This is a genomic window from Mesorhizobium sp. P5_C1 (assembly GCF_054049815.1).
The window spans coordinates 1-5,884 of the sequence record NZ_JBFULQ010000354.1 but is presented as its reverse complement, the minus strand read 5'-3'; the positions used below and the strand labels follow the sequence as shown (position 1 = coordinate 5,884).

At 61.8% G+C, this 5,884-nt stretch carries 5 protein-coding genes; 1 reads left to right on the top strand and 4 read right to left on the bottom strand.

Features of this window, described 5'->3' with window-relative positions; translation table 11 throughout:
* From ACXJ7R_RS22870 to ACXJ7R_RS22860, 3 genes are all read right to left on the bottom strand, one after another.
* Positions 1-214, bottom strand: a 214-nt coding sequence (locus tag ACXJ7R_RS22870; protein WP_457153835.1) for a hypothetical protein, incomplete at its 3' end; no start/stop codon positions are given.
* Positions 215-515: 301 nt separating this feature from the next.
* Complete coding sequence (locus ACXJ7R_RS22865; RefSeq protein ID WP_457153834.1) at positions 516-1,673, bottom strand: glycosyltransferase; 1,158 nt, start codon at positions 1,671-1,673, stop codon at positions 516-518.
* Between the two features lie 39 nt (positions 1,674-1,712).
* Complete coding sequence (locus ACXJ7R_RS22860; RefSeq protein ID WP_457153833.1) at positions 1,713-2,990, bottom strand: glycosyltransferase family 4 protein; 1,278 nt, start codon at positions 2,988-2,990, stop codon at positions 1,713-1,715.
* Between the two features lie 136 nt (positions 2,991-3,126).
* Between ACXJ7R_RS22860 and ACXJ7R_RS22855 the strand changes: the two genes are divergently transcribed.
* Positions 3,127-4,317 (top strand): glycosyltransferase family 4 protein, encoded by a 1,191-nt coding sequence (locus tag ACXJ7R_RS22855; RefSeq protein WP_457153832.1) that lies wholly within the window; start codon positions 3,127-3,129, stop codon positions 4,315-4,317.
* Here ACXJ7R_RS22855 and ACXJ7R_RS22850 read toward each other — a convergent pair.
* Positions 4,310-5,542, bottom strand: coding sequence for a glycosyltransferase (locus tag ACXJ7R_RS22850; protein ID WP_457153831.1), 1,233 nt, complete (start codon positions 5,540-5,542; stop codon positions 4,310-4,312). The genes ACXJ7R_RS22855 and ACXJ7R_RS22850 overlap by 8 nt on opposite strands.
* Positions 5,543-5,884: the final 342 nt, after the last annotated feature.

Below are 5,884 nucleotides of genomic sequence, written 5' to 3'. Positions count from 1 at the left end.
GTTCGGCCTCGGGGCAAATCCGCCTGAGCGTGTCGATCATTGCCTCGAGTGAGCCGTCATTGCCGAAGTTGCCGACGCCAAACTGCCCTAACAGGCCAATCCGAATTCGCTTGGTGCTTGGCACAGCATGCGCGTGGTCGTAGCCATTGATCCATCGATGCGATCGGAGCTGAGGCTCAAGCACGGTTTCAGTTTGCGTTTTTTGGGACTGCATAAGAACCCGTAGCTTTCAAGTGAGTGAGTGAGTGCAGTGCACTATAGAACCACCTGTCCGTTTCTTCGCCTCAACCTATGGGCTGAAGAACACCTCTTTTTGGGTGTGTCAGCGCCTGCGGGTGGCCGGGCGTTCGGCAATTGAAGCCTTGTCCGGCGGCGCACCTTATGAGGCTGATCTGCGCCGAAAAGCCCGTTGACCTGACCGCTGCGGGATACCATCGCCACAAATCCGTCAGCTCACTGCGAGCGAGTGCAAGGTCACGGCCTAGCCGGGCATTTCAGCCAATGGGCTTTGTTGCCTACAGTTTGCGCAAACCTGCACGTCTGGCTGCGTCTGCGGTCAGCAAATCCCTCCATTGCTGGAGAAACCGATCCTTGGTTGCAGCTGACGCCGTGTTGCGCAGCGAGCGGCTTGTTTCCGCTTTCTCCGCAGGGCTTCGGGAAAGTGCTTTTCGCATCGCGTCTGTGATCGCCGCGGGATCGTTCGGCGGCACCTGCAAGCATTGGCCTCCCACCGCCTCMACGAGCGCACTGTCCGCGGACACTATAGGCAGCAATCCCATGTAAGCGGCCTCCAATGCAGGCATCCCGAAACCCTCGAGAAGGCTCGGCAGCACGAATGCCTCGGCGTTCGCATAGAGCCAGCGCAGCTGTGCATCGGGCACGTAGCCCATGAGCCTTACTCCGGCGATGGATCCCGCCAGTTCCGCGGTCTCTGCATGACCATCGCCACGCGACCCACACAAGACGTATTCTATTCCCTCACGATGGAATCCACCGTCCCGATACGCCTTCAGGGCGGCGATCTGGTTCTTGCGGGTTTCGAACGCGCCCACGGTAAGAAAATACCGACTGCTCAAGCCGGAGATTGCTTCCGCCGGGCCGTCAAACAGTTCGGTGCGCAGATACAGCGGGATTGTCGTCAGGAACCGGAAACCGGAGCCAAAAAGAGACTTGAATTGCTGTGCAGAGAAATTGCTGACGAAGACGACCCCCGGCTTGATGCGCCGGATCTTCTCGTWAGCGAGGTGGTAGTTGGCGCAAGTCCGTTCGCCGTAGAGGTCTTTGTGCGTCAGCGGACCGACATCGTGGCACAGGACGATATCATTCTCGGTCAGGCGTGACCTCAGGACGTAGAGCGGATCCAGAAACAGCCGGAAGCCACGCTCTTCGACGCCGTCACGGATCAGGAGAAACTCGCTGTCGCGGAGCCAGTTGATTTCCAGCATCATCAGCCGGGCGACTATCTTGCGGACAAGACCCTCGGGCGCGAAGGAACCGAGCCGCCAGTAGCGGACCCTGGCCTGGCCCGGGACAAATTCCCCGGTGAGGTCCTTGGCAATGTGGTAGGCGCCAGTCCTGTTCAGGATCGACAGGGAGTTGTCGAAAAGAAGCAAGCTGGCGGATGCCTGTCTGCTCGCGGCGCGTAGGTCGTGCGGGTCGGGCCGCTCGTTCATCGTGATCTCCTGGAGATCAATCCTTGTACTGGCTGCCGGTCAACTGCCGTACTCCCCGAAATCGGCGTCGACCTGAACCATCAGTTCGAGGTATTTCCACGCTATCCACCGCCAGGAATAACTGCTCGCCCTCGCGTGCCCCTTGGTGACCAGCCGTTGCCGCAAGTCCGGGGAAAGCATCAGCAGGCGGATGGCTTCGGCCCATGACTGGACGTCGTCGGGATCGGCATAGAGGGCCGAATCCCCGCAGATTTCGGGAAGACACGGCGAGGTCGAGGCCACGACCGGGCAGCCCGAAGCCATCGCCTCGACAGCGGGCAGCCCGAAGCCCTCGATCCGTGACGGGAACAGGAAGCACAGGGCGCCTTCGAGCGCCTTCTTGAAGTCGTCATCCCCTATGCGGCCAGGGAGGACGATGTTTCCGGGCATTTCCGGGACGTACCTCAGGACCGTGGTCTCGTCGACATCGCCTGGCATCCAGAGGTCGAGACCCATCCCGTCGAGGAGTGGGGCCAGCCTGGCGAGAAGCCCCATGTTCTTGTATTCCTGGTCCCGCCTGCCAAGGCAAAGGACATACGGCCTGCCCCGGTCGACGACCAGAGACGATCTCGCGGCATCCCATCTCTTCGCATGGTCGCTGCCGTTGTAGGTGACGACGATGTTTTGCTGTGGCGCGATCCCGAAATCGACCAGATGGCTGCGCGAGAGTTGCGAGACCGTGGTGATGCGGGCGGCCCGCCTGCCGAGTGCCGGCAGGATCAGGCGGTGCGCCCACCGGAACCCCCGCGCGTAGCTCGACGGCATGAGCCTGGTGTGCATGTCGTGGATGCACGCGATCTGGCGCCTCAGCACGACCGGAGCAAGGTTGCAGAAACTCAGCAATCCTCCGGGCACATGCCAGGGCAACTGCGCCTGCACCCAGAATTGGGGAAGTCGCGGCCTGTTGAATTCGGGAACAACACGCACGGAGATGGCATCGAGGCGGAGAGGTTCGGAAAGCGGGCGCGGCACCACGAGATCGATTTCCAGATCGCGACCGAGGGGATGCCCTTCCGAAATGAGGGCGTCGAGAGCCAAGGTGACCTCGCGGGCGTAGCGGGCCACTCCGGTCGGCCGAAGCGTCGTGAAGTCTCCGTTTATCGTCCAGCGTCGTCTCGGCGCTTCCGGGTCCACGCACACCGCAGCCGAATGCCCGATCAGGAATTCGGCGCCGTCGGCAGCAGATCTGGCCAGGGGTGTATCGCCTCGGTGTCCATTCACCCGTCTGGCCCGTCTTGGTGGCGGCGACTCCGTCGTGTCGAACTCGAGTTTGCCCATGTCCCCCTTCCCCGGTCCTTCCCGCACCTTGGGCCAGACTAGCATCCCCGGGGGCACCAAGGCCCTCAAACGTTTGAGGTAGGCACGCTGTCCGACCTCGCCTATCCGGATGATTGCCGCTTAGCCGGATGACCCGATGGCCATGGTGACCTGGCGTCTTTCCGGCTCCACATTGATGGTTCGAAAGGGGGACGACATGGCGCGGCGTTGGACCATCAATGGGCGTTTTCTTTCCCAGCCGACAACAGGTGTCCAGCGTTATGCGCGCGAGGTCGTCCACTCTCTCGACGCCTTGATCGCGGAACAGGAGCCGCTCGCCCGCGGCCTGGAACTCAGTCTGCGCTGTCCGCCCGGGTCCGGGGACATCCCGCTAGCTTTCATCGAACGTCGCGAGATCGGCCGCACGAGCGGGCATGTCTGGGAGCAGGTGCAACTCGCCTCATCCCTCGATGGCAGCGGACTGCTCAGCCTCTGCAACACCGGGCCGCTGCTTTCCCGCAAGCATATCGTCTGCATCCATGATGCAAATGTCTGGAATGCCCCGCAGAGCTACTCCCTTGCCTTCAAGCTTCTCTACAGGAACCTGTTGCCCGGCCTCGGCAAGACGGCGTGCGGAATTTCTACAGTTTCCAACTACTCCCTGGATGAACTGGTTCGCCGCGGCGTCATCCCGGCAGAACGGGCTTTCGTCGCGCCGAACGGCCATGAGCATGCCTTGCGATGGAAGCCTGAACACTCGGCACAGACACGGCTGGCGGCCTCGCGGGAAACCGTTGTCCTGATCGGCAGTGCCGCGCCCCACAAGAATGTGGATCTCCTCCTGAACATGGCTGATCGTCTTGGCGAGGCCGGCCTCAGAATAGCGATCGTCGGCATGTCGGATTCGCGCGTCTTCAGGTCAGGGACGGCCAGGACCGAAGCTCGAAACATCCACTGGCTCGGCCGCGTTTCCGATGGCGAATTGGCGGCCCTGCTCAGGGACTCGCTATGCCTGGCTTTCCCCTCGCTCACCGAGGGCTTCGGTCTCCCGGCCCTTGAGGCGATGGCCGTCGGCTGCCCCGTGGTGGTTTCCGACCGCGCCAGCCTGCCTGAAGTCTGCGGCGGCGCAGCGCTGTTTGCACCGCCCGACGACCCGAACGCATGGTTCGACAGTTTCGCGCAGCTTCGCGGTTCCCAGGCCTTGCGACTGCAGATGATAGGCAAGGGAAGGGCGAGAGCCTCGGCATACAGCTGGAGGGCGACGGCCTTGCGTTATCTCAAGGCGATGGCGGCCGCGGACGGCGTCGATGCGGAAGCGAAGATCGTCAGGGCTCGCGAATTCACATGATCTCGTGAAGTGCCTGGACGGCCCCGAGTGATTCCAGGATCGCGCGGTCGAAGTTCTCCTCGGAAAAGCGTCCGGCATTCCTGGCGCAAGCGCGGGGTGTGATGGCATGGCTGTTCGCTTCGAACCGTTCGACGGCCTCCTTGAGGTGCTCGACGGTCTGAGCCTTGAACAGGACCCCTGTCGGCTCGGGGGATGATCCCAGGCGCTGTACGATGTCGACGGCCCCGCCGCGGCCGAAGGCGACCAACGGCGTCCCACAGGCCTGCGCCTCGGCCAGCGCTATGCCGAAATCCTCGCAGCCCGCAAAGACCATCGCCTTCGCCCGCGCCAGGGTGTCCACATAGTCTTTCCGGGGCAGGTAACCCGAGAAGGTGATGTTGGGACCAGCAAGCGCCCGCAAGCTGGCTGATTGCTGTCCTTCGCCAACGATGACCAGTCGCCGCGACGGCATCTCGTTGAAGGCCCGGATGACGAGGTCGGTGCGCTTGTAAGGGGCGAGGAAGGACGCCGAAACGTAGTAATCGTCCTTGTCCTCCACACAGGGCAGTTCCCCCAGTGAGACCGGCGGGAAAACGACGCGCGCCGCGCGCCCGTAAATATGCTGGATTCGGGAGCGGACATAGTTCGAATTCGCCAGCATCAGGTCCGGACCGTGCGCGGTTCTCGTGTCCCACGTCCTCAGGCGATGCAGCATGTACCGATAGAGCATTCCCTTGGGCCCGAAGCCAAGCCGCCCTTGCTGAAGATACGAAAACTGCTCGTCCCAGGCGTAGCGGACGGGGCTGTGCACATAGCATAGATGCGGCTGGTCCGGCCTGGTGATCACGCCGCGCGAAAATGCGGCCGAAGACGAGATCACCGCATCGTAGCCTGTCACGTCGAACTGTTCGATCAGGAAGGGACAAAAGAAGAAGAGTGATCGATAGAATTTCTGGACCATCGGGATCCGGTTGGCCGCGGAGGTATGGAATTCCACGTCGTGGAAATATTGCTCCTTCACCTCGGGCGGCAGGAAATCGAAAAGCGTGAAGACTTCGGCATTGGGGAACTGCTTGCAGATTTGCGCCAGAACCCGTTCCCCTCCCCGGAAATTCGGACACCAGTCATGAACGACCGCTATCTTCGCATACCTGTCGACGGCAGGCCCCGGTGCGGCCGGGAACTCCTCGATGGGCACATCGACCTTGGCCGCGACCGCCAAATCGGAAGAGCGTTCGTGGAGCATGGTTCCCCCTAGCCTCGTCAGGCCAGCAGTCTCCATTCCATCTTGTTGCCCCGGCAAGTTGTACGATCGGTTACAGGCTGTTCCGGACGCATGCCTATCTAATACTTATGGCTGTGGGTCGTTTACAGGGATACTCCGAAAGCCTGTGTCCGGGGGTAGGCCAAGCTGCTTCCGTCACCTTTTATGCAGGCTGTTTCGGTCCCCTCGTCGGTCTAGGTTCGGCGGGAACCGAAACTGGATCGAGCATGAGACTCGCAGTGATAATCCCGACCCTTGGCCGCCGCGGACAGGTCGCGCGCCTGCTTCGGTATTTGGGTGACCAGACGAGACTTCCTGACGAGG